A 24,258-nucleotide genomic window follows, 5' to 3' on the forward strand; every position below is an offset into this window, starting at 1 on the left:
AGCCTGTTTAATCTGGCGGGCATTCAGAATACCTCGGACGATTTAATTATGGAGCTGGTAATGGGGACGCTGTTTATCGTCCTGCCGATGGTCTGGCTGGGGGCATTAGCGTGGGCCGGTGTACGCATGGACGATATGGCAGGCATGATGAGTCAGGGTGTAGGGCAGGTCAGGTAATCACCGGGATGTTCGGACAGCTGGTGATGCAGAAGATGATGTCCAAAGGAAAGTAGGCAAACCGGGATAGGGCGAGAGCGTGAAAGCCTAAATTTCATTCAGATAGAGTCATACTCAAACAGTGTCGATAAAATGCTCATTAATCTGTTTAAGATAGCAGCTTGGGTTGGGTGATTTCTAATCTCATTTTGTTCATAAAATGATCTAACTTAGTCGATGGATAATAACTTATCTTTCATGCTCTCACTCTGTGAGTGTTACATTAGCAAATAAGTTTTAAATAACCTTTTTCAACCATATTTTGTGCCTTCTTTATTCTGTATCTAATATTTGAACGAATAGAGCTATCTGGATTCCATAAATTTTCGACAGGAATATCTTTAAATATTAAACTAGCTAATTCTCTCTGTGAGGCCCCTTTTTTTTTATAATCAAGAATATCCAGCAGGTCTAATTTAGAGTAGTCAATGTTTTTCTTACTTGATTTGCTGTCTAATATTTCTTCAATTTCGGATATTTTTGATTTTACGTTTTTTAATTTTGTACAAAGAGGAAAAAATAGCATTAAACTAATATTTTTCTCATGACTATAATTTTCAACAAAAAACTGAAAATATTTATTTCCCCTTGATATTTTTATGCAATGTTTATTATCTAATAATTTCATCACTACATAGCTAATGTTGTTGTCTATAAATAAATTTATTGCACTATTATTGTTACTTGAGGCTTGTACAATAAAGGCATTAATCCATTTCTCGCTGTATTTTGGAGACCAAAATATATAGGCAGGAATTGTATTTTTAGGGTCTGCATATTTTAATAATCCCCATTTTTTTTCTGCGACTTTATCAATAGGATGTTGTATTAAATAGTATTCTTGGTTACCTATTTTGGGATGTATTTTTTTCACTCTATCCCAATCTTCGATATATTTATCATTACGCCTTAAAAATTCCCAAGCTAGATCAAATATATCATTTCTATTACCAAATTTCATAATTCAACAATCCACATTTTGTTATGTTTATAGACAGGTGTGTTTTTATTTGAAATTAATTGTATCCATTGAGTTACTGTAACTTTCCGCTATCAATTACTGCCTTTACATTAATTTATTGTGATTATTTGGTTGTGATTGATTGATTAATTATTTTGATGCTAATTAAATTAAATTAAACAAGGAAGGGTGAATTTTCTGAAACAAAATTTTCACCATTTCGAAGGAATTTCAGATTTGTGATAATAAATGAAAAGAGAGAATGAAAGGATATAACGTCCCCTCTTTATAATGGTTACTCAGCTATCAATTAGCCAATAAGGAAATGTCATGAATACTGGTATAACTCATCGCTGGTCGAAGTTTGTTAATAAAAAAAATGGTCGCTCGTTAATTATTCCAATAGATCATGGTTTAACTAGTGGGCCAATGGCGGGAATAAATAACTTCTCTGCCGTTGAGAGCTGGATAAATAGCTCACATATTGATGGTATCGTCGTTCACCCAGGCTTCTTATATCACCTTGTTAAGCATAATTTGCTACTCGGTACAGCTGTGTGTTTACAAATTAATGGTAATAGTCACCTAGCCCAAGACGCAAGTTTTAAGCCACTGCTGTCAAATGCAGATCTTGCTATGCAGTTAGGTGCCGATGCTATTAGCTTAGATTTACCCTTTAGTCAGCATAATACAGCCCAGAATTTGATCCAACTCGGTCAGGTTATGCAACACACCATACCCCGTGGTATACCAGTATTAGTGATGTTCAGTTTAATTGAGTCGGATTTGAGTGATAAAGAGTACGTGACACGTCACCGAAAATATATCCGAACTTTTAGTGAAATGGGGGTAACGGCACTTAAATTGCGTAAACCAGCCAGATCAGAACTGTTGTTCGAGATTACTGACGGTCTCACTCAGGATATTAACTTACTGTTTGCCGGGGGAGAGCGGAGCAGTGATGATGAAATCGTTGATTTTACTTCTGTCATTATGGCAGCAAAAGCGCAGGGATTGTGCATCGGGCGCAATGTTTTCCAGAGTGAGAATCCGGCACAGCTTTTGAATCGGCTGCAACAAGTGCTATCCACGCAGGAAGCTTATTCTCTGAATGGGGTTTTCTAAGGGGATAGTAATGACGACAATTATGACCGATGAACAACGAAAATCTTTACAGTTAAATCCAACGTTGGGCGCGGGTAATTTCTTGCCTATTGCGCAGGCTTTTTATTCTGCAAACGACGAGGCAAGCATCATTATCCCTGAGGGAACACAAATCGCGGCTGAGGAACACGTCTATCAGTTAACCATTCAACAGCTTTATCAATTGGCTCTCCGCTGGGCTCGTTGGTATCAGGCCAGAGGCGTCAAACCTTTTGATGTGGTTGGGGTTTACTGTGGTGATGGCATTAATTACATTCTACATTATGCCGCTTTAAATGCGCTCGGAGCCGTACCCGCGTTGACCAACGGGGCAATGCCTATCGCTACCGCAGGCGCACACTTTTCTAATATTGGAGCGTGCCTCGTTGTCTCAGCAGGAAAGCAGGGAAGTGTCCTGAAAAATCATCTAAAAAAGCGGATTGAGGTGGTGATGATTGAAAAAGTCTCTTTAGCGTCGGAATTGCTAAAAGAAGCCGATTTTTATCAGCATGAAGCCGATTCTCCTATCATGATCACGCACAGTTCTGGGACAACAGGGACACCGAAGGCTGTGATCCTGGCTCATCAACAGTGGTTTCACGGTATACGCGACTTATTGAACAAGCCTCAGGCGCAAGGCAACGACTATTATCTGAATGCGCTACCGTCATCACATAATTCATCTATTGCGTTTCTGATCCACTGTGCGTTGAGTGGCAGCAAAATCGTTATGGCTTGTTCACGAGAGGGACAGAATGTCGCGGAATTAATCGAGAAATGGCATCCTTCTACCGTGGTGGCTTTCCCTCAAACTTACGTAGAGCTGGCGACAAACTATGCAGAACGTTGTGATTTTTCTTCGGTGAACACGTGGATAAACAGCGGTGATGCAGCGCATGAACCACACATCCGCCGTTTGGTTCGTCAGGGATGGCACTATAGGGGAAAGGTCCGAGTGGAAGGATCCCAGTTTGTCGACGGGCTGGGTTCCTCAGAAATGGGGCACATCAGCATCCGAATTATCCATACGCCCTATACAAACAACTATGGCCGATGTGTTGGCCTACCACAAGAATGGGTGCAGGTACGCATTTTTCGAGCTGACGGGAGTGAAGCCATAGCAGGTGAAGTTGGTTGTTTAGGCATTAAATCTCCCAGTATTACGCCGGGGTATTGGAACAATTCAGCGTTAACTTACCAGAGCCGAATTAAAGGGTACTGGCTAACAGGTGACTTGGCTTACCAAGATGAGAATGGGTTGGTCTTCCACGTTGATCGCATTTCTGACGTAGTGATGACCTCTGGCGGCCCCTGTTATAGCCTGCTGAGTGAAGAAATTATTTTATCGAATTTTGCAGAACTGGAAGATTGTTCTATTGTGGGAGAGTCTTTTGATTCTAAATTTGCTCAGCCAGTGCTATTTGCCGTTGTACAGCCACAGGCTGAAGTAATAGATGAAGAGGCTTTACTACAACGTATCAACCAGTGTTTGACGGATAGAAAATTGGTTGAATTATCCCAACTGGTTCTTTTGCAGCACAGGGATATCCCGAAAGGAATAACCGGCAAGGTGCTCAAAAGGCAACTGCGCGACGAAATGCGGCGAATGCCATTATTGGCTAAGTTACGGCAGCATACGAGCGCTAACTGAATCAATTAGGAGATAAAAGAGTGCAGATTCAAACTTTTCACGCAGAAAGTAATTGGCAAGGAACCCTGGCTACCGGCAAGGGAATGTTAAATGTGGGGAGCTTAGCGAGCATTATTTCAGTTCCGCAGGATTTAGGTGGATTGGGGAAAGGAACCAACCCAGAAGATTTAATTGTCGGCGCTTCGACTTCTTGCTTTATTATTACATTGAGTGCTATTTTTCAATTTAATAAAATAGAGTATGAAAATATTAGTGTTAATAGTGAAGCTGATTTTTCCATTACTCCAATGGGACCTAAATTAAAAGAAATTAGACATTTTGTTTCTATTCAATCCTCTCATGATTTACCGCGTGAAACTGTGGATAAATATATTAAACAAGCTGAAAAAGGGTGTATGATTAGTATTGCACTAAGCGGTAATGTAGAGGTTATAGCTCAGCTAAATTAAATCATTGCAAAATTATTTTTATTATAAATTCTCTGCACATTTCAAATAAATGTGCAGCATTGGGTTTTACTATTTATTAATCATTAAGGGCCTTATTAGGTCAGGATTGCTCCTGAGGAAATTCTATGTCCAGTGAGTTGCATAATAATATTATTTTAGAGAATGGATTGAATGCGATAAATAAAGGGCTTTCCTTGCCTGCGTTATTTGAAAAAGTAACTCAGATATTCTCTCGGGAAGTGGCAATTTATTATGGTAATAAGGCACAAAATAAAGCGACATATAATGAAATTGCTTTGCTTATCCAAAAAGTCATTGTAAAAATTGAGCAGGCAGGATTACCTCCTGGATCGCATATTGGAGTGAATTGTAATAAATCCCCCCTATTATTTGCCAGCATGTTTGCGATTTGGCACTGCGGATACGTTTACACCCCGCTAGAACCCACTTGGCCTGCGGATTATCTTCGTCGGTTAGCGGAATATGCCGATGTGCTCTTGATTCTTCACGATACGGAAGATGGCAAAGTGCCTGCTTGGGCAGCGAATTCCACGGTGCTATCCGCCCATGACATTGAGGCTGTTAGCCAGTTTCAATATCAACCCTTAAATGAGGGAAATATTTCTGCTCCGGCGATCTTGATGTTTACCTCAGGGTCAACAGGGGAACCTAAAGGCGTACTCCACGCTCAGCATCAGGTACTTAATCGTTTAGCGTGGATGTGGTCTGAGCTAGAGCAGCATGCTCCCACTATTGCGGCATCCCGTTCATATATCAGTGTTATGCCATCCATGTGGGAGCTATTGGGTGCACTGTTACTGGGGCAGCCCACCATCATGCTTCCTCACGCATTGCTTAGCGATCCACACTCTTTAAAAGATTTTCTTGTTCAACGTCGTGTTAATTGGATCACGCTCACTCCATCGCTATTACGCTTGTTGCTTGCGGCCTGCGACAGACCATTACAGCGATCTGAATGTGCACTGGAGCTCATCACACTGGGAGGAGAAATTTATGATGCTTCGTTGATTGAACAGTGCCAACAATTGTTCCCCGACTGCCGGATTATAGAGGATTACGGTGCCACAGAAGTTAATACTATTGCAGCAGGTATCAGGCAGGCGGGAGAAGCATTAACGTTTAGAGCGATTAAGAATTTACAGGTGACGCTGTGTGATGACCTGTTGCAGGAGGTTGCTGACGGCGAAGTGGGAGAAATTTGCGTCAGCGGCATCGGTGTTGCTTTAAGTTATCACCGGCAAGAGCAGCGGACAGCCCGTGCGTTTCCCACTATCAACATCGATCAGCAGCCAGTACGTGTATACCGTACTGGCGATCTGGGCATAAAGTTGCCTAACGGTGAGTTTCTTCTGAAAGGCAGGAAAGATGACCGTGTCAAAATTAATGGTCAATCGCTGGATCTGAGTGCCGTCGAGAATGAGCTTAAACGGTTGCCAGAAGTAAAAGATGCCGTTGTGTTGTATGACAAAACCCCTACTGGCTATGATCATCTCTATGCTTGGGTGGTTACCGCGAATTCGCTTGCCGATCCTCAGCACCAGAAGATAAGAGAGCTGCTACAGCAACGCGTACCGGCATTCATGCTGCCACATCACATTCAGCCGATCGAAACATTGCCCAGATTGAGCAACGGTAAAGTAGACCGGCGGGCGTTAGCAGAGACGCTGAACAGGCAGACTGAGCCACAACAGCTGGGTAACACAACTGTCGAACAGCGTGTGCTGGACTGCATTGAACATGTTTTGGGCTATCCTCTGGCCCAGCAGCAGCAGCGGGCAACTTGGACAGCAATGGGGGTTGATTCAATCTCAATCGTGGCGTTAGCCACGGCTATGAAACCACTGTTTGGCCCTGAGTTTTCTGCCATCGATCTCTATAACGCGCCTGATATCGAGACTCTTCTTGCCAGCCATGCAGCTAAATCCATGCATCCTGAGCAGTTATCGCCCGCAGTTGATGATGATATTGCCATTATCGGTATGGCAGGGCAGTTTCCCGGCGCAGATTCAATCACACAGTTTTGGCACAAAATATTGGCGGCAGCGGATGAAATTAGTGAAATTCCCGCAGAACGCTGGTTGCTAGACGAGAGTTTTTACTCTCCTGATGGAGTTGCCTCGCGGAGTAAATGGGGGGCATTCTTGGATAATGCCTGGCAATTTGATGCTAATCGCTACGGTTTTACCGACGATGAAGCTTTGGGATTAGATCCCCAACACCGGCGCTGCTTTGCCTTACTGCGAATGCTGATGGAAGACGCCAGTTATAGCCGTGCAGCGTTGAAAGGCCATGCAGTAGGCATTTTTCTGGGACTTCGGGACTCTTTTTACCATCAGGTATTGCGTGATGCGGGCATCCATCAAGGACCTAACGCATTCCTGGGAACGGATAACGCAATGCTGGCTGGGCGTTTAGCGCACTATCTAGGGACCCATGGTGCTGCTATGGTCGTCGATACCGCCTGTTCTTCTTCTCTGGTGGCACTGCATCTCGCCTGTCAAAGTTTACGGAGTGGTGAAAGCAGCATGGCAATATGCGGGGGTATTTCACTCACTCTGCATCCTGAATTTTATCTACAAACCAGCCAGTTAAACGTATTTTCACCTCGTGGCAAATGCCGACCGTTTGACGCACAGGCTGATGGTTTTGTCCACGGTGAAGGCGGGGCGTTGCTGCTACTGAAACCTCTCTATGCAGCGCGGCAACAGGGGGATCATATTTGGGGGGTTATCAAAGGCAGCGTAGTTAACCATGATGGGCACTCTACCTCTGTTACTGCCCCGAATGGCAAGGCACAGGCAGACTTACTCGCTTCCCTGTATCAACAAACCGGTATTTCACCTGCAACGGTTGGATATGTAGAAACGCACGGTACTGGAACCCATTTGGGCGATCCAATAGAAGCCCGCGCGCTTATGCAGGTATTTGCCAGCACAGAGAGAACCCAGCCCTGTGTGTTAGGGACGCTGAAAGCCAACATCGGGCATTTAACTGCTGCGGCAGGCATTGCTGGTGTCGTAAAGGCGACGCTCAGCGCTAAATTTGGCATTAAGCCGCCGTGCTCACACTTCAACGAGCTTAATCCTTTGATTGATTGTGGTTTTCTGCAAACATTCCAGTTGCCTGATACACCGATTCCATGGTCGGAGGCAACGCGTAGAGCCGCTGTGAGTGCGTTTGGCATGAGTGGTACTAATGCACATTGCTTAATTGAGTTTGTGCCAGTGCCCGATGATATCGCTCGCGACAGTGAGGAGCGGATAGGCCGGCAAATTGTCATATCTGCAACTTCAGCAGCACGGTTAAGTGAATATCTGGATGCTTTGCAGCAAGCATTACATGATGATGGAGGGAGGTTATCTGATGTCGCGTGGACGCTGGCTCACCGTGAAATTGAACGCATCGGCTGGTATTTTAGTGCTGATAGTTTGGCGCATTTTCAGCAGATTATCAGTGAGCTGAAACAGAAACAACATCCGGGCAACGGTATTTGTACGCCAGCAGGTAAAATAGCGACATTTACCCAATCTGATCTGTTAACACAATTTGTTGCAGGCAAGCAATACCGTAAAGTTCCATTGCCTGTCAGTCAGGAATCCGGTTCTCTGTACCGTCCACTGTTAGCCGTTAACAAAGGTGTGCCTGTTATTGAGGCACGTTCTGCGTCAGTAGCGTCATACTCCGTTCAGCAGTTTATCAGCCACATGACTGGCTTAAAGGCAACGTCGTTAGAACAATCGATAACGTTTGCTCAGGCTGGCGTCGATTCACTGAAAATGCTGGCGTTGCAACAAGGTCTACAGCAGTATTTTGACCTGTCTGTCGATCTGTATACATTGATGAATGAAACGAGTATAGCCGATCTGCTGGCACAGCTTAGCCATTCTCATATTACGCCAGCGGTTACCGCATCTTGCTTATTACAAGCAGCACCAGATAACCGCTATCAACCTTTCCCCCTCACAGATTTGCAGGCTAGCCACGCATTCAGTCGCATGACGCAAAAGGGGCTGGATGGTATTGGCAGCATCGTCTGGCTGGAGTTTGCTGTTGCTAATTTAAATATTGATAAGCTGCAACACACTTGGCAACAACTGGTTGTGCGACACCCCATGCTGTCGGTAAGGATGTTGAAGTCAGGCAAACAGCAGATTGAACATCAGGTTCTCCCTGTGACGATCCCGGTGACGGCCTTACATCTTACGGGTCAGGATGTGGAAAGTTATCTGGATAGTGTGAACCAAAAAATGGCAACCCGCCGGTTTGGTATTGACGATTTTCCGCGCTATGAACTTCAGGTAACGCAGGTTAATGCCGAGACGAATCTGGTCCATTTTTGTATGGATGCGGCCGTGATTGATGGCCATAGCGCCCAACTGCTGTTGGCTCAATGGCATGCGCTATACCATGACATGCCTCTCCAGCCTTTACCGGAGATTGACTTCCGCGATGTTGTCCTGCATCAGGCAGATAAAACAACGGATGAATACGCTCTGGCGCTACGCTACTGGCAGCAAAAACTGGGTGTAGCTTGGCGACCTGCAGCCCTTCCTCCTGGGCAGGCAGAAGCTTCGGCTTCCCGGGTATTCAGGCTTACTCACCGCCTGACAGCGAAACGTTATCAGGAAGCCAGTCAGAAGTTGCACACCTCCCCGCAAAACCTGCTGTTTTTCCTGTTCTTGGACTGGCTCAGTCAATATCAGCAGGGGGAGACATTTGGTGTGATTATGACACTAAAAAACCGTCCGCCGTTGCATACAGATATTGAACAGGTCGTAGGGCCATTCACCTCCAGCAGTCTCTTTTTGGCAGAGGCATCTTCCGGTGATTTCGCCCGCTATGTCAGCCGATTGCACGATCAGTTAGAACAGGATCTGCGCCACTATCATGTCTCAGCAGTGGAAGCTTTACGCTCTCTCCCAGTCACGCAGGGGGTACTTCCCATCGTTTATTCCGGTATTACCCGCTATGGTGCTCAAGCGTCTTGGTACGATAACGTCGTGCATGAAAACATGGCAACCAGCGGGGTACGGCTCCACTGCCACGTACTGGATCTGGGAGACAGGCTGCAACTGGCTTGGGATATCGACACCCGTGCTTTAAACCGTGAAGAAGCACTGCGTTATCTTCAGTCATGGGTCGATTTTATGGAAAGCCATTCTCTTTCTGTCACGGCTGAACGAGCTGTTCAACCGCCGTTAGCAGCGCGAGTTGAGTCCTTTCCGTTAACGCCGATGATGTCAAACTACCTGTATCAGCACATGGTACATCCTGGCGCACCGTCTTCCTGGGTGTTGCGCGTTTATCCGGTGTCAAGACTGAGCGTTCAGCAATGGCAGAGAGCACTGCGTCAGATGCATCGGGAGCATCCTATTCTTTCAACGCTAATGACGGCCAAGGGAATGGTGACACCTAATGCGGTGTCTGTAATACCGCCAGTCATACGGGTTGTGATAACAGATCAAGAGGCTACAACGTTAACCGCAGCCTGCCAGCAGCTGGAGCAGCGTTGGAACCAGAAATCCGATGAACCACATGCTGTTTGGCCCGGTTATCAGGTTTTCCTACTGGAATGGCGGGGGGAGAGCTATTTAGCTATTCGATTCCAATGCCTCTGGTTTGACGGATATGCCACTTTAAGCTTTTGTGATTGCCTGCTACAACTCACGTTATCAGACGATAAGCATGAAATTTCTGCTGAACGCGATACCGCCGTATTCCGCTATGCTCAACGGCGGCAGGCATTTTCACGTACCCGCAATGCTGATAGTGCACGGGAGTACTGGCAGGAAAAGCTTTCTGCCTGTTCTTCTTCCGAACGGATAAAGTTCGGCAGCGAGAAACAGACACAAATCATCACCTTTCCCCGCGTTGTGCTGGAACAATACGCGGCAGGGAGAGCGCTGGATGCCTGCCTGATCGCTATGCTAAACCGAGCGCTACAGGATGAACCTGCGCTGAGGCCAATGCCGTTGCTGGTCGTGGACTATGTTCATCGCCAACTGAATACCCAATGGCACTCTGCGCTGGGTGATTTCAGTAGCTTTTGCGTGCTAACGCCCGAACAGCGAACCCAACAGGCTGAAGAGATAGCCACTGAGATGATGCGTGATCGCGGTTATAGTTTCCATCATCCTGTGGGGACTGGCGTTGCATTCCCGCTCGTCTTTACCAATGCGCTGAATTACGACGTTAAAACGGTAAATAACGTGCTGCCTGTTTACGTGAATTCCAATACTCAGGGAGTGCTGCTCGATTGTATCGCCTATTTTCAGGGCGACGATTTGTGTGTGGAGTGGACTTGGCCCACAGAAATAGGGATAGAGGTCAACTTCCCGCGGACACTAGCTCGTTTTAAATCAGCACTTATGAGGGAGTCTGAGATTTCACCGGAGACTCGTTCAGCCCTGCTGCGCTTTAATCCGTCCCCCCAGGCCTACGATCGTGAAGCCACAATGGTGTCACTGTTTGACGCTGCAGTAGCACGCTATGGTGATGCAGTGGCACTTGTTGAGGATGAAAGCACATGTAGCTACCGTCAGTTACACAGCATGAGCTGCCGCTATGCCAGGTCGTTGCAACAGCTAAGCGGCATCGGTGCGGGAATGATAGTCGCTATTAAAATGGGGCGTACAAAGGAATTAGTCGCGATCCTGTATGCCATCCTGCGTCTGGGGGCAGTATTTGTGCCACTGAATGACAACGATGCGCTCGAAAGGCAGAAAAAAATGTTAGCACACGCTCAGGCTGACTGTGTGATTGCTGATGCCGGATTGTTGGCTGATTTTCAGGACCAAAGCTGCCAATTAATCTCCGTAGAGTCGCTGCGTAAGACGGCACAGTGGCAGAGCGGTGACCCTATCGATCGCGCGCAGGCAGGTCATTTAGCTTACGTTATTTTTACCAGCGGCAGCACAGGGGAGCCAAAGGGCGTGATGGTGAAACATCGCCCGGTAACCAATCTGATCACGTGGCTACAGAAAGAATATGGTTTTTCCTCGCAGGATCGTGGCCTGTGGGTCAATGCCATCGGTTTTGACCTGTCAATTTTCGACATCTTTGGTTTGCTGGCGACGGGAGCCAGTTTAAGGCTGGTGAGTAATAAACAACGGCTGGACGCGCTCGCCATTCGCAACCTTTTATGTAATGAACCGATCACCTTCTGGAACTCCGCTCCAGCTTATTTACAGATGGTTTTCCCGTTTATCAGTAAGCCATCGGTAAGTCCCCTTGTCTCGCTGCGGCTGATTTTTCTCAGCGGTGACTGGATCCCTCTCAGTTTGGCACAGGGCATTTTAGACGTTTTACCGGCTGCGGATCTGATTGCCTTAGGCGGGGCGACAGAAACTACCGTCTGGTCTAATTCTTATCCGGTGACACACGTCGATCCACAATGGAGCAGTATTCCATATGGCCGCCCTATGCCAAATAGCCGTTACTACATTCTGCGTGAGGATGGTGCCCCGTGTGATGTCGGGGAGCAGGGGCGTTTGTTTATCAGCGGAGAGTGTTTGAGTGAAGGCTACCTCAATGCCCCAGAGATCACGGCTAAATCGTTTGTAGCGGATCGGTTAACACCGGAACAGACAATGTACGACACTGGCGATCTGGCCCGCTACTTCCCTAATGGCGATATTGAGTTTCTGGGCCGAGCTGACACTCAAGTGAAACTGCGGGGCTACCGTGTTGAGCTGGGGGAAATCGCTGCAGTGATGAAACGCCATGGCTATATCGATCCTGTCATTATTCTTGAGCAAAGGGTATCTGGTCAGCAGCGGCTGCTAGCTTTTTGTCTGGGCAATGAGGGGGCAGATGAAGCCGGACTGCGCAATAGCCTACCGGCTTACATGTTACCGGATCTTATTCAAGTACTGAGCACCTTTCCGGTAACAGAAAACGGCAAGGTGGATCGCAAACAGTTGCTGCAATCAATACAACAATGAGGAGGGAATAACTGATGTTACAGGGAGATACAGTTCATAGCGAGCTTACCCGAATAGTGGCAGAAATCGTGGATATTGAGCCAGAACAGCTCGATCTTGATACCGGGCTAGGGCAGATAGGATTTAACTCTTTACATTATGCGCTACTGGCTGCGCAGCTTAGCGATATGTTGCGCAAGGATATCAGCCCGACTCAGCTATTTGATTTGCCCACGCTGAACAAGCTGGCTGACTATGTTACTCGCCATCAGATTTTGGCACGTCCTAACGAAATATCATCCCATGAAACGGTGACGCCGAGTTTGTTATCTGAGGAGACGGGTTCGGACGATACGGCGCTGGCTATTATTGGTATCCATTGCCGTATGCCACAGGCCGACGATCTGAACGCGTTTTGGCAAAATATTCTGGCAGGAAAGGAATGTATTGAGCCGATCCCCGCTAGCCGCTGGGACTGGCGCCGCTATTACGATATCCCAAACGGAGCACCCAACACCACCTACGCATATGAGGGTGGATTTATTCGGGGATTTGACCAGTTTGACGCGGAGTTTTTCCGCCTGACACCTCGCGAAGTGGATGTTATGGATCCTCGCCATCGTTTGGTCCTACAGGGGGTGTGGCATACTCTGGAGGATGCAGGTTATCGGCCGAAAGATCTGCGCGGAGAAAATATTGGCGTATTTATTGGTGCCAGCGGAGATGAATATGCCAACCTGCTCATTCAGGCCGGGCATCAGGTTGACAGTTATACGCTAACGGGTACAGGACGGGCATTTTTAAGTAACCGAATCAGCTATTGGTTTGACTGGCATGGGCCGAGCGAGGTCATTGATACGACCTGTTCCAGTTCATTGGTTGCGCTGAATAGCGCACACCGTGCCATTCTGGATGGCACCTGTCACAGCGCGATCGTTGGCGGTATGAGCATTTTAATGGATCCGTGGCCGCAGATTGCATTGTCACAGGTTAACGTGCTGTCTGAGGATAACCGCTGTAAAACGTTTGACAGCCGGGCAAATGGTTACGTTCGTAGCGAAGGTGTGGGCATTGTCATGGTTAAACGGCTAGCACAGGCTCAGAAGGACGGTGACTTCATCTACGCGGTAATCAAAGGTAGCGCGGTGAATCACGGTGGGCAAGCCAGTGCTATGACAGCACCTAGAACCAGCGCTCAGGCCAGTCTGATCAGCCAAACCTGGGAGGCTTATCAAGCAGATATACGGGGACTGGGGTATATCGAAACCCACGGGACAGGAACGCAGTTGGGTGACCCGATAGAAATAGAAGGGATCAAACAGGCTTTAGGTGAAATTACAGTCAGTCAGGGGGCTACACTTACCGCAGAGAGCATTGTTCTCGGCTCGGTCAAGGCCAACATAGGGCACTGCGAAGCTGCCGCAGGTATGGCGGGTTTGCTGAAAGTCGTTATGTGCCTGCGTGAACGGGTACGTCCACCTTTGGCTGGGTTACAACAGATTAACGAAAGAATCGATCTGGCAGGTACGGCACTCATGCTTAACCGCCAGCCTTTGCCTTGGCCAGAACCGAAAGAAGCAGCTATACGGCGTACGGCAACTGTCAGCGCATTTGGTTTTGGTGGCGTGAACGCTTACGTGATTGTGGAGGAGTATCCGCAACCTGCCCTGCCGCAGCTTAATGTTCCCTTGGTGTTACCGCTGTCAGCCAGAAATGATGAACGGCTAGAGCAATACGTTATGCAACTCATAAACTGGCTAATGCAGCAGCCCGAAGAGCGTGTTCCTCATGCGTTGTTTACCTACCAGTCTGCCAGAGAAAACTTTGCCGTGCGTCAGGTATTCATGGCAGATAGCGTCTCTGGATTGCTGGTGGCGATGTGGGCGTTTATTAACGATAAAAAAGCGGGACAGGTGAAAACGGGCGGTTATGGTGACAGCACTCAACTGAGTGCATCGCAACAGGCCAGCATTACCGATTGGTTACAGGGAAAAGAAATAGACTGGACTGTGCTCTACCCAAGAGAGCTGCCGCAGCGTTTACCCGTGCCGGGTTATCCATTTAACGCTCAACATCACTGGCCAGAGGTGTTACATAACAGCCGCTACGGCAAACTGGATGGCGAACTACAGCAGGTAGCTGCGGATTGCTGGCAGATCAACCTGACCCATGATCAACCCTTTATCCGCGATCATTGCGTCAATGGTGTAACCATTCTGCCAGCGGCAGCGAGTGTCATGTTGCTGGAACAGCTAGCGAGTCAACATCTATCGCTACGCGGCATATTATATATCCATGCATTAACTTGGCTGACACCGATTCAGTTGGATGAAGTCATGCCGTTGCGCCTCTCTTTCCAAGTGACGGCCGTGTCTGGCACCCGCTGGCAGGTTGAGTGTAGTTCCCGACGTGGAGAAATAAAGCATTTTAGCGCGACATTGGAGAGCGAAAAATTTGCTGCCAACATCGACGGTCTGCAGCAGGGAGCACAACACTTTACTCAGAGCATGACCGCAGAGGAATGCTATCACCGGCTGGCGCAATTGGGCTTATCGTTTGGCTCAAGCCTACAACCATTACAAAAAATTTGGCTTACCGCGAATGAAGCGTTGAGTGAGCTGAGATTGCCAGAACGGGAAATGCCTTATCTGGATCCAGTGTTACCCGTCGCCATGCTGGATGGCATGCTGCAAACTGCGCTGTTGCACCACGCCAGCCAGAGTAACATGCTCAGCGTGCCGTTTTCGATTGCCACAATTAAGATACTGGCTCCGCTCCCGGAGAATCTGTTTGTCCGTGTACGTCAGCATCAGCGTATGGGCTCTTCTCTGGTCTCTTATTCACTCACTGCGTTCAATCAGGCGGGTACTCCATTGTTGGTCATGGAGGGCGCAGTTGGTCGTCCACTGACGAATCAAGCGCCAGCGCCAACAACCAGTACAGTGACTCGTTTTGCCCAGCGCTGGCAGGAGCAATCCGATGCTCTGCCGCAGGCAAACTATCCCGTACTGGCTCTCTATCAGCAGGGAGATGAGGTGGCAGAGCGCCTCTGTCAGCGCGGTTTAAGCTGGCCTCTTTCCTGGATGGAAGCAGACGATCAGAGTTGGATAAATGCGTTGCAGGCGCTTTCTACGGCCGAAGGCAAACGGGTGATGAATATTATTCTAAGCCGCCAGAATTGGTCGTTAGAGAGCGTGACCGCTTGGCTAGAACGTCTCTATTTCCTGTTGCAAGGGTTAGTGAAGGCTCGTCTGGCGGGGAAGATAGTGGTCAATCTGGTCTGGTTTAATGATCCGCAGAACGCTGCCAGTAGTTTGCTAACGGGGCTGGATGGTTTCGCTAAAGGCTTGAGCCATGAGTTTCCCCGCTATAGCGTCAATACCTTAGAGATCTATGGCGTTCACGGCGAAATGAGTGAGTCTCACTACCGCAAGATTGACCAACGTTTACGGCAAATCTCTGCTCTGGACAAGGCAACCTCTTGTCGGTTGGATTTGTTATCTGGGCGGCTACTAACCCGAGATCTGATACACCTTGCCGCTCTCCCTCTTTCTTCCACTGTACAGGTACGTCCATCAGGAGTGTATGTGATAAGCGGGGGTGCAGGGCGCATTGGCCTGTTTATTGCCAATTACCTCATGGTGCGTGGAGCAAACGTGCTGCTTCTGGGCAGAACGGCTGCCAATAGCGTCTTGCCTGAGTTACGTTCCACTTTGCCGGAAGGTGGCTGGGAATACCAATCGGTGGATGTCACTGACGCCGATGCTATACAGCGGGCTTTAGCTGATGCCAGAACGCGCTACTTCACGATTAATGGCGTTGTGCACTGTGCCGGATTACCGCCTGCTTCTTTACTGATCAACAAAACGGCCGAGGGTTACCGAAATATAGTGGAAGGTAAGCTCAAGGGCATTTACCACCTTGATAGGGCGACACAGCATGACTCGTTGGATTTCTTCGTTGCCTGTTCCTCTCTGGTGGCTCTGACCGGCCACGTTGGCGGTACAGATTATGCCTTAGCCAACCGTAGCGTAGAAGGATTTATAGAGCAGCGTCAAAAGCTACGGCAACTGGGGCAACGCAACGGGCATAGCGTCGCCATTGGGTGGCCAGCGTGGGCGGGGGGAATGGTCATTGATGAGAATGAGCTGGCCTTTATCCGTCGTAAGGGGTTTGTACCACTGGATGACCGGCAGGCGGCAGAGCTGGTAACGGCAGCCTTACAGCCTGATGCAGAAGAGATACAACTCGTTGCTTGCGGCGATCCCGGACTGTACCACCCGTTTATTCGTAGCCTGACTTTACCTGCTTTATTACCCGATCTCTCTATGAGCGTCTGATTTAAAGGAAAATAGACCATGCAATCGAAGAAAACTCTGTACCAACTGGTAAGAAGCGCTGTAGCGGCGGAAACGCAGCTACCCCTCGCCAGTCTGGATGATAATGCCGCGTTTGATAATTACGGTATAGAGTCAGTGATGAGCGTCGCCATTGTCAGAAGACTTGAAGATACACTTGGCGATCTCAGTAAATCCTTATTGTTTGAGTTTCCAAGCATTAAAACGTTAGCGGATTATTTGAGCGAAGAATTTGCCGAAAAGCTGCCAACAGAAAACATGGATGAACCGCAGTTAGTTATGCCAGCGGTAGCGATAACTGATACCCCTCAGCCAATAACGGAAGAAATAACACCTGTAGGCGGGATTGTGCCGCCAATATTGATGGCGCTAACGCCTCCTAATGAGACTGTTACGGTTGCTGTGCCCGAGGTGGCCTCTTTAACCTATAACGATGATGATATTGCGATTATTGGCTTGGCGGGACGCTTTCCACAGGCCGATGATGTTGAGGCTTTTTGGGAGAATTTGCTGGCCGGACGCGACTGTATTACTACTGTACCGGAACATCTCTGGAACTGGCGGGATTATTGGGATGAGCGTAAAGGTGTTAGCGGTAAATCCTATCTGAAGTGGGGGGGATTTTTATCGGATAACCGTACCTTTGATCCTCTATTTTTCGGCATCAGTAAGTTAGAAGCTGAAGGCATGGATCCACAGGAACGGGTATTCCTAGAGACGGTGCACCATACCTTTGAAGATGCGGGCTATAACCGCGAGAAACTGAAAGAGTATCGTGTGGGGCTCTATGTCGGCATCATGTGGGGACAGTATCAGTTGTACGGCGCGATGGATGCCAGTGCCGGAGCGTCCTATGCCTCGATCGCTAACCGCGCGTCGTACTTTTTTGATCTGCGGGGGCCGAGTATTGCGCTGGATACCATGTGTTCTGGTTCGATGACTTCGGTACATTTGGCCTGCGAAAGTTTATGGCGCGGCGAGTCGCAAATGGCGATTGCGGGGGGTGTTAATCTGACGACACATCCTAATAAATACTTCGTTTTAAGCAAAACAGGCTTTGCCTCACCTCAGGGGCACTGTAAGCCATTTAGCGAAGAGGGGGATGGCTATGTTCCTTCAGAGGGAGTTGGTGCGCTTCTGTTGAAGCCGTTACGTCTCGCGGAACAGGAAGGTGATCGTATTTATGGAGTGATTAAAGCGTCCAGTATCAACCATGGCGGTAGGGTGAATGGTTTTACTGTCCCCAATGCACAGTCACAAGAGTCCTTGATAACTGATGCTCTGCGTCAGGGAAGGATTAACCCTGCGGATATCAGCTATGTTGAAGCCCATGCGGCGGGAACTGCTCTTGGAGATCCGATAGAAGTGCGGGGACTGACCTCCGCGTGGAGTCAACACACCGAAGATAAACAATTCTGTGCGATTGGTTCGGTGAAATCCAACGTTGGGCATATGGAATCAGCTGCTTCTTTTGGCAGTATTGTGAAAGTGTTGAAGCAGTTCCAGCATAAAACGCTGGTTCCCTCTATCCATTTAGAACAGGTCAACACCAATATTCAGTTTGAAAAAACGCCCTTCTACTTACAGACGGAAGTCTCTCCTTGGCGTTCACAGTTGTTAGCGAGCAGCGAAGGACAGCGCGAAAAGCCCCGTATGGCAGCGATTAATGCTTTTGGTGCCGGAGGCGCGAATGCACACCTGATCCTTGAAGAATATACGGCATCAACGACGGCATACGTAGAACCAGATGAGCGGGTATTTATTTATTCGGCTCGTACCCCTGCTGCGCTGCAGGCACTATTACAATCTCACTTGACGTTTGTTCGGCAGTTAATGGTTCCACCGAATAGCGGACCGATAACCACGGGAGTATTAGCTTGTTTGTCCGCGTTAACGGGCATTAGCTCTGAGCTACTGGGGGATGAAGATCAGCTCGACACGCTGCTTAAGGGAGAGGAAATCCACCAGCAGTTCATCCAGACGCTGTATCAGCATTTTAACCGACTGATAACGGCTGACATGCTGAAACACTGCCATACCGTAGGTGATGCCGTGACAGTGATTGCTCAGCAGCTTCATCCAGAGTGTGTATTTACGCCACAGGACGAGGCAAGAAAGCTGGCTTCGATAGCTTGGACACTACAAAGTGGCCGAAATGCGATGGCGCGTCGTGTGGGGATAGTGGCAGATAGCTTAGAAAAGCTAGCGCAGCGGCTGGAACAGGCGTTGTCCGGGCAGGAAGATCCCGCTATTACCAGCGGGCATGTCCGAGATACGCGGGTAACTACTGTGCGTAATGCGCAGGACAGCGAATATATCCGCATGTTATTGCAGCAGAATAAGTTAAATAGAGTCGCACAGCTATGGTGTCAGGGGGAGAATATCGACTGGCTGAGCAGCTATACACGGCGTCCAAATCTCACCGCGCTACCGCTGTACCCGTTCGCGCGTGAAGTCTGTTGGGCAGAACAGGCTCATCCGTCGTCGCCCGGTATGCAAAATACAGCTCCAGCGGCTTCATCTTCTCTACTGGCAGCGCTAAACCTGCGCGATTCTATCGGGCATGCAGGTGTGAATTTCTTTGTCGAGCCCCCACCCGTGTTAAAGCAGCAGAAACTTAACTGGTTGTTAGGCAAGATGTTGGAAAGCGGCGCTCTGCTTGGCGATGTCTATTCCCTACGGTTACAGCATATTGACCGAGCGGTGTTAGAGCAACAGCTGGGTAAGCTAAGTCTTGCTCTGGAGCCTGAGAAGGATGGGAATATACGTCTGACGTGTTATGCCGAACATAATGTTCCTCTGGCTTTGGCAACGCTTACCGTTTCACCGCTCATTCCTGCTGATCGGCTGACGCTGGATGTAAGAAAGTTCCTGAATGGTAAAAATAGCGGTTCCAGTCTATATACCTGCCAGACTGGTAGTATCGATGGTATATACCAGCACGTTATCAGTGCTATTGCAGAGCAGAGCGGTTTAAACGCTCAGAGTGACTTATCAGGCCCTATCTTTAATCAGTTCCATTGTCTGCATCCCCTTGAAAAAAGAGGAAGTATTGTTCTTCGGCAGCGTGAGGAACGAGTAGCAGAAGTCTACGTCTTTAATGACCAGCATCAGCTTACACTGTGGGGAAGCGCTGGGGATGACATAAAGCCGAAGGTAGTACCGGAGGTTGAAAACGTTGAATCCTTATTGTATCGCCCCCGCTATCAGCCGATCAACATTGCAGGATCGGTTCAGAGAACACTGCCGGCGGCGACACGTGTAGTAGTTTACCCCGCTGGATGCCCTTTTCCGTTGAAAGTTTATCTGGCAGAGGCGGGGCTGACGGACTGTTATTTTATCGCCTACTCTACAGGCCAAAGGACACAGTTATTGAGCGACCAAGAGTGGCTATTAGATGCAGATAAGCCCACCGATATTCCGCTTTGTCTCCAGCATATCAACGGACTGGATGAGGTACTATTCTGGGGTATCGGATTATTGCAGGGTTCTGGTGTGAAGCCGGTATCAGCACGACAGGAATTGGCGCTTTTGCATCAACTCGCACAGGCAACGCGTGAGAATAACACGAAGCTGCGTATTTTTACCCGGCTCGCTGAGAACGTACAGCTGGATGAGGAAGCAGTGTCTAATTCGGGAGCGCTGTCCGGTTACTTCCGCAGCTTAGTAAGAGAATATCCAAAAGCCGAGTTAACCTTGCTGGATGGGGACTGGTCTGACCATAGCCCGGCCTTTAGCCAGCTATATACCAATCTGTATGTAAACGGGAATTGGCTGGAGAATCGCGAACTGTTTTTACGTGGGGATCGTCTACTACGGAGGGACATTGTACCGGTAGAAACGCTGTCTGCCGAGACTAAAGAGCCGTTCCGTCAGGGGGGCGTTTACCTGATGGTAGGCGGTGCCGGTGTGGTGGGGCAACAAATTAGCCGCTATCTGGCGAAGCATTACGGTGTCACACTCGTCTGGTTTGGCCGTTCACAACCCGATAAATTGCACTCACAGGCGATAGCGGATATCAACGCGCTGGGAGGACAATGCTATTACTACTGCGTAGATGTGCAGGACAGTGCTGCACTGGCAGAGGGTATTGCGTTAGCGGAAGCAGAGCATGGGATGTTCCATGGTGTTTTCCATCTGGCAATGACTCGGCAGATCCTGCGAATTAACCAGTTGGATAACGATACGTTACGGCAGCAAACGGCGGCGAAGCTGGATGGCAGTGATTCCCTGGTTGCGTTGTTCAAATCGCGCCAGCTGGATTTCCTGTTGCTGTTTTCGTCTGCTGAAGGATGGGTAGGCAGCGCTGGCTGGTCTACTTATGCGGCTGGGTGTGCTTATCAGAATCAGGCTGTGAACTACTGGCGCAGTCAGGGTGTTCCCGCTCATGTCATCAGTTGGGGATTCTGGGAGGGTGTGGAAGAAAATTTAGTAGCCATGTTGCAGAACAAGGGCATACGTTTTATTACCCCTGCCCGCGGCATTGAAATTATACGGCGGGTACTGAGTCACGATCTGCCTAACGTGATTGCGATAGATGCTAAACCTGAAGTGTTGCGCCAAATGGGGTTCAGTGTAATCCATGAAGAGGTGGCAAAGACTCAGGCAATGGTGCTACCAGTTCCATCTGTTGAAGCACCTGCCAGACCAATCGTGAATGAAGGCGGAAAAACCCCTGAGCCATCGACGTTGGTGGACAGTTTAGTCACGTTGTTTGCTGATGTGCTGAAGTTGAGCGTTGAGGAGATCGATCCAGCCGAAGATATGCTTAACTATGGTGTGGATTCTCTGATTGTGCTGAATATTCAAACCGAGCTTGAAAATCGGGCAGGGAGTATCGGTGTTGGTCTACTGTTGGAAAATCAGACCATCAATGATATCGCTCAGGTGATGTTACGTGATTACCCGCAAGAGTCAGCCAGGTTAATGCAAGTGGCTCTTCAGGCTGAAAGTGTTAGCGTTAAGGCCACCGTAGCGGTAGCCAGCATGCGGGAGGAAAGTCCTCTAAATGATGCCCTGTGGCTGCGCAAAATGCCACTGGATGAGGGAGCTCGTTTTCTGATCCAGTATGGTGAGTATTATCAAAGTAAAACGCTGCGCAACGTTCAGCCAGTGACGATAGATCCTAATGAACCTATGGATGAAATGTTGTTGCACGGTATAGTGAACACGGGTGAGGGCGAGATAGAGGTGTTCAGTTGCGGGCAAGGTGCGCCAGTGGTGCTGATGCCAGCCGTAGCGTTAACTGCTGCGACCTGGCTGCCGTTGCTACAGTCGGATTTACGTCACAAGTATCAGTTTATTATTCTGCATCCACCGGGCTATGGTATCAGTATGCCGATTGCCGACTCTAACATGGCGGGTACGGCCAGAAGCATGTTTGCGGCTTTAACGCAGTTGGGTATTGATCGTCCGTTACATCTGGTTGGCTCTTGCCTAGGGTGTGCGGCCTCATTGCTGATGGCAAAAAATGAACCGCAACGCATTGCGTCATTGACGCTGGTAGGAGGATTCCACGATACCTCAGATTTGAACGTAGCCGATCCGTCAACGATGAGTGCGGCGGAGTTTGAGGCACTGGCAAGTTCAGCCGTGGCTACTTTGCGAGCGGATTTTCAGGCCATTATTGATGCTTTGGGCGAAAATGAGCAGGAGGCTATTCAACGTATTGAACAACGCCGGGATCTGTTGCTGAATTCGCAGCACGTTAATTTCTTGGTGGCTCTGCGTTATCTGAATGAGATGATGTCCGTCTCGCTGTTACCTTGGTTGCCTGAAATCCATGTGCCGACTCACTGTGTTTTCGGTGATTTGGATAGGATTATCAATCCGCGTCATTCACACGATTTCAGCCAGGGTATTCAGGATGCGCGTCTGACCTGTATCCCCGGTTCAGCTCATTTCCCTTATCTTACTCATGACACGCAGTTTATTCCTGTGTTGGAGGCATTTGTGGATGAGCATGAACAGCAGTGGGTTGTTGTTGCAGAGACACGTAGGGAGGTTAGTGATGCAACAGCATAACATTGCGTCTGATTTACAGGATTCCTGGTCACTGGTGGGCGCGAAAGGTGCTTGGTCCGGCGAGCGTTACAAGGCCAGCCTGCGGGATCGGAGACAGGTTTGGTATGACGGTGACCGTATTGAAGTGACGGAACATCCTGACTTCGTCAGCATGTTAAATCACCTGGCTGCCCTGTACGATCTGCAATATCAGCCGGAACTGCGTGAACAGATGTTATATACCTCACCATTAACGGGTAACCCGGTCAGCTACTCTTGGCTGGCACCGAGTACTCAGGAGGAACTGTCTGCCAAATGGCGCAACAGCCATCTATGGATGGAGCACACGCTGGGTATGGTTCCGCGGGTGCCGGACTTTATGTCGAATGTGGTTGTGGGGCTATATGACTTTCGCCACCATGCAGGCCAGGTTAATCCTCGCTTTAAGGAGAATATTGAACGTTATTACCTCTATTGCCGTGAAAATGACATTAGCCTCACTCACGCGATAGGCGACCCGCAGATTGATCGTTCAGCAACGCTGGAGGAGTGCCCGGAAAGTGGGTTGCGAGTGGTGGAGAAACGGGAAGATGGCATAGTCGTTAGAGGTGCTAAGAACTTGGCAACGCTCGCACCGTTTTGCCATGAGGCACTGATTTATATGTCGCCGTCCTACGCGCTGCGGAAACACAAGGATTACGTCGTCTGGTTTAGCGTAGCAATGGAAACACCCGGGTTGCATATACTGTGCCGTGAGGCTCACGTTAAGCGGGGAAGCAGTCACCAGCATCTATTGAGTGAGCGTTTTGATGAACAAGATGCCATGCTGTTCTTTGATGATGTCTTCATTCCCAATGATCGTATTTTTTTACTTGAAGAAGCTGAAACGGCCTTTGAAGGGTTCTTCCGTTTAAACGCTTGGGCACTGTACGTCGGGCAGATCCGTTTTTATCACCGTCTGCGTACGTTCTTGGGGGTTGCGTCGCTGATTAGTCAGTCGATTGGCGTGAATGAGTTCAGGGAAATCCAGAATCAGCTCGGTGAACTCAGTGCGTATCTGGAACTTATCCGGCACTCTCTGATCGCCATGAATGTCGAAGCCAGAGTGACTGATTCCGGGTTATTGGCACCCGCGTCCACACTGGCACCGGATACATTTGCAGCGCAAATTAGCGGTCGTATCAATGAGATTGTGCGGACGATTTCTGGGGCAGGGATAATCATGCAGCCATCACCTCGGGATCTGGAGACACCGGAGCTACGGCCGTTCCTCGAACGTTATATGCGAGGGAAGTCATGTAGCGTGGATTTTAAATCACGCCTGTTTCGCTTTGCCTGGGAAATGGTAGCGGATGCCTTTGGTAGCCGACAGGATATTTATGAGTTATGGAATCGAGGCGATGTTGTACGCAACCGTATCCATCTCTATAAAACGCTTGGCGCAAGAGAAGAGATTGAAAACCATATTAGGCAATTGATCGATATCTATTAAATGAATATTGGGTGTTGCTAACGCGGCCTTTAGGGCTGCGTC

8 protein-coding genes and 1 pseudogene are annotated in these 24,258 nt (G+C 48.7%); 8 read left to right on the forward strand and 1 reads right to left on the reverse strand.

The window, feature by feature from the left end:
* Positions 1 to 233: pseudogene (locus AAC147_RS09655) on the forward strand (conjugal transfer protein TraG N-terminal domain-containing protein); the annotation flags it as partial.
* A gap of 206 nt (positions 234 to 439) precedes the next feature.
* Here AAC147_RS09655 and AAC147_RS09660 read toward each other — a convergent pair.
* Positions 440 to 1,177, reverse strand: coding sequence for a DNA -binding domain-containing protein (locus AAC147_RS09660; RefSeq protein WP_047680459.1), 738 nt, complete (start codon positions 1,175 to 1,177; stop codon positions 440 to 442).
* Positions 1,178 to 1,507: 330 nt separating this feature from the next.
* Here AAC147_RS09660 and AAC147_RS09665 point away from each other — a divergent pair, with 330 nt between their 5' ends.
* The 7 genes from AAC147_RS09665 (at position 1,508) to AAC147_RS09695 (ending at position 24,216) form a co-directional block, all read left to right on the forward strand.
* Entirely contained in the window at positions 1,508 to 2,302 is a 795-nt protein-coding gene (locus tag AAC147_RS09665; RefSeq protein WP_047680461.1) for a class I fructose-bisphosphate aldolase, read from the forward strand.
* A gap of 10 nt (positions 2,303 to 2,312) precedes the next feature.
* A complete protein-coding gene (locus tag AAC147_RS09670; RefSeq protein WP_047680463.1) occupies positions 2,313 to 3,971 on the forward strand; it encodes a class I adenylate-forming enzyme family protein in 1,659 nt (552 codons plus the stop codon).
* Positions 3,972 to 3,991: 20 nt separating this feature from the next.
* Positions 3,992 to 4,420, forward strand: a complete 429-nt coding sequence (locus AAC147_RS09675) for an OsmC family protein (protein ID WP_047680465.1) — start codon at positions 3,992 to 3,994, stop codon at positions 4,418 to 4,420.
* Between the two features lie 125 nt (positions 4,421 to 4,545).
* Entirely contained in the window at positions 4,546 to 12,384 is a 7,839-nt protein-coding gene (locus AAC147_RS09680; protein ID WP_047680467.1) for a non-ribosomal peptide synthetase, read from the forward strand.
* Positions 12,385 to 12,398: 14 nt separating this feature from the next.
* The gene (locus AAC147_RS09685; protein ID WP_047680469.1) at positions 12,399 to 16,703 is read left to right on the forward strand and encodes an SDR family NAD(P)-dependent oxidoreductase; all 4,305 of its coding nucleotides are present in this window, start codon (positions 12,399 to 12,401) and stop codon (positions 16,701 to 16,703) included.
* Between the two features lie 18 nt (positions 16,704 to 16,721).
* Positions 16,722 to 22,745: an alpha/beta fold hydrolase gene (locus AAC147_RS09690; protein WP_052189455.1), complete on the forward strand. Its 6,024-nt coding sequence runs from the start codon at positions 16,722 to 16,724 to the stop codon at positions 22,743 to 22,745.
* Positions 22,732 to 24,216 carry a 4-hydroxyphenylacetate 3-hydroxylase family protein gene (locus AAC147_RS09695; protein ID WP_052189457.1) on the forward strand — a complete coding sequence of 495 codons (1,485 nt, stop codon included), beginning with the start codon at positions 22,732 to 22,734 and terminating at the stop codon, positions 24,214 to 24,216. Before AAC147_RS09690 ends, AAC147_RS09695 begins: the two co-directional genes overlap by 14 nt.
* Positions 24,217 to 24,258: the final 42 nt, after the last annotated feature.

Source organism: Xenorhabdus sp. NBAII XenSa04 (assembly GCF_963866145.1).
Classification (GTDB): domain Bacteria; phylum Pseudomonadota; class Gammaproteobacteria; order Enterobacterales; family Enterobacteriaceae; genus Xenorhabdus; species Xenorhabdus indica.